Below are 2,057 nucleotides of genomic sequence, written 5' to 3'. Positions count from 1 at the left end.
TGTGGATCGGCTTGAAGCGCGGCATCCCATCCCCCGAGAGCCATTTCTTGTTGGCCTCGATTATACCGGGTCGACGGGGTGGGAGCAGCGGGTGGCGGGAGTTTTTCTACAGCCTCAACGCTGGAGCTGAGCCGCGTAGCCGCCTTGGCGGCTACGTCGGCTCCAGCGACTTGTTATGCGCTTCCCAGGCCAGCGTTCGGATTGAATCCGAGGTATCTGATTAGTTGCGAGTCGTTTATCTCGTTTTGTATCGCCACTACTTCGCTGTGTATCTTTTGGCCGCGAAGCCTATTAATAGGCCTCTGCTTGAGAAGAAAGTCCATTATCTCGAACATGCTGTCGAGGCAACTTCGATTGGAGATTAAGGACGACTGTTCGAAGTTATAGATCTCTACGCGTAGAGTGATTGGCAATGCCGCCACCTGGAGGTTCTTGCCCAATAACTCCGACGACGCCGGTGAATCCAAAATTGCGCAAACAGACTGATAGACATCTTTTAATGTGCTCAGGTAGATGTCGTGGTCACGGCGCTCCTTAAACTTTAGGCCATCGTCGGTCTTCTCAAGACGCTTTTCGGTTACAAGAGCCTTGTATGAAAAGTAGTACCGCATGATCGCTACAAACAGCCGCTGGGTTGCTTCACCATATCTCTTGCCGATCGTGATACGCGCCGTTAGATATGCAACAACAAGCGAAGCGGCCATAGAAGCCAATACTGAAAGCGTAAAGTCATCCACAGAAACCACCTTCTATCAAATTGCTCCGGAACGGGCGCGGAGACCCGACGCTTGGCGCATAACGCCGTGCTTCAGCCGACCGCTTGGAGCGAAGCCGAAGGCGTAGCGGAAAGCGGGTCGGCTGCAAGCACTTGTTAGGTTTACACGCTCTTACCAGTTGCATGTTTCCCTAAGCGGCTTGATTGCGTTTTCAAGCCCACTGGTATCAAAGATGGCTGTGACTGGACTTTCGTTATACGGCGTAACTTGCGCTACCAGTTTGTTTGCGCTCATCATTTCCTTGATAAAGCTAATGGTGCCGCGTGGATGGAATGTTGCTTGACTGTCTGTAGAGAGGCTCCAGCTTTTTGTTATTGCTTTGTTTGATCCGATGCGTGTGAGCACGCTCGCAGAACTTCCGAGGTAGTCATTCCAAGAAATGTACAGCTCTGTCTTGTTGCTTTGACACCTGGCAATAATTGCTACAGGCCGGCCCCATCTGGATTGGCCAGAATCTGCCTTGAGAACCAGCGTTACCGTTTTTGAATCGTCTACCGGGTTCGTTTTCGCTGAAACCTGCCACTTCCCGGTACCAGATACATTGGTAGGTTGCGCTTGAGGCCCTGCGAGACCTCGTTTCTCTGCGATTGCGTCGAAGCAGGCAAGCCGAGCAAGGTCACCATTTTCAGCCGCACATTTCGCAATCTCTTTTTCCACACTGGCGTGAGCTGCTGGAACGTAGAGCGGTAGGAGCAAGAAAAATAGGGTTCGTCTCATGCAATTGGCCTCCTGTAAGCCTAACGGCTAGCGGTAAGCCGCGGGAAAAACGCGCAGCGTTTTTGCCGTCGGCTTCACCGCCTTGTTAGCGCAATGTGTTGTTTTACTGGCAGTGGGCCTGGCCGGATGCCACCGACAACGCCTGCTTTCTCATCTTGTTCTCTGGAACCTACCGCAGCGCGCCGTGCTTCGCCAGGGCTGGTTTCGTTGGCTCTTCTATCACGGCACCGTGTTCGGGCCGCTAAGGAGTGCTGAGCATTTGCACAGACAGAACTCCGACCCTCGGTGTTCTTCGTTCTTCAGCAGCGCACCCTCGGAGTAGGGCGGGAGCAGCGCCTACTGGCGGGCCGGCAAAACCCAAGGTGCTTCCGCTGTCCCCCAGCGCCGGCTTCGCCGTTCCAACCGCGAAGGTTTCTGCGGCAACTGTGATGCCCCATTTCTCGCGCTAACGGCTAGCGGTAAGCCGCAGGAAAAACGCGCAGCGTTTTTGCTGTCGGCTTCACCGCTTTGTTAGGCTTCTGAGTTTATTGCTTTTCCAGTGCCAACTAAGCCAGTTTGCCGTGC

Annotated in this window: 2 protein-coding genes; both read right to left on the bottom strand. The window is 53.8% G+C overall.

All coding sequences use genetic code 11. The features are described from left to right. Nucleotides 1–173: 173 nt before the first annotated feature. Nucleotides 174–737 (bottom strand): hypothetical protein, encoded by a 564-nt coding sequence (locus tag GBG68_RS13820; protein ID WP_152148370.1) that lies wholly within the window; start codon nt 735–737, stop codon nt 174–176. Between the two features lie 150 nt (nt 738–887). Next, nucleotides 888–1,493 carry a type VI secretion system-associated protein TagO gene (locus GBG68_RS13815; protein WP_152148368.1) on the bottom strand — a complete coding sequence of 202 codons (606 nt, stop codon included), beginning with the start codon at nt 1,491–1,493 and terminating at the stop codon, nt 888–890. Nucleotides 1,494–2,057 lie beyond the last annotated feature (564 nt).

It is taken from the genome of Alkalilimnicola sp. S0819 (genome assembly GCF_009295635.1).
Classification (GTDB): Bacteria; Pseudomonadota; Gammaproteobacteria; order Nitrococcales; family WHIW01; genus S0819.
Note: the sequence above shows the minus strand (reverse complement) of the source record. Positions and strands in the feature narration are given on the sequence as shown.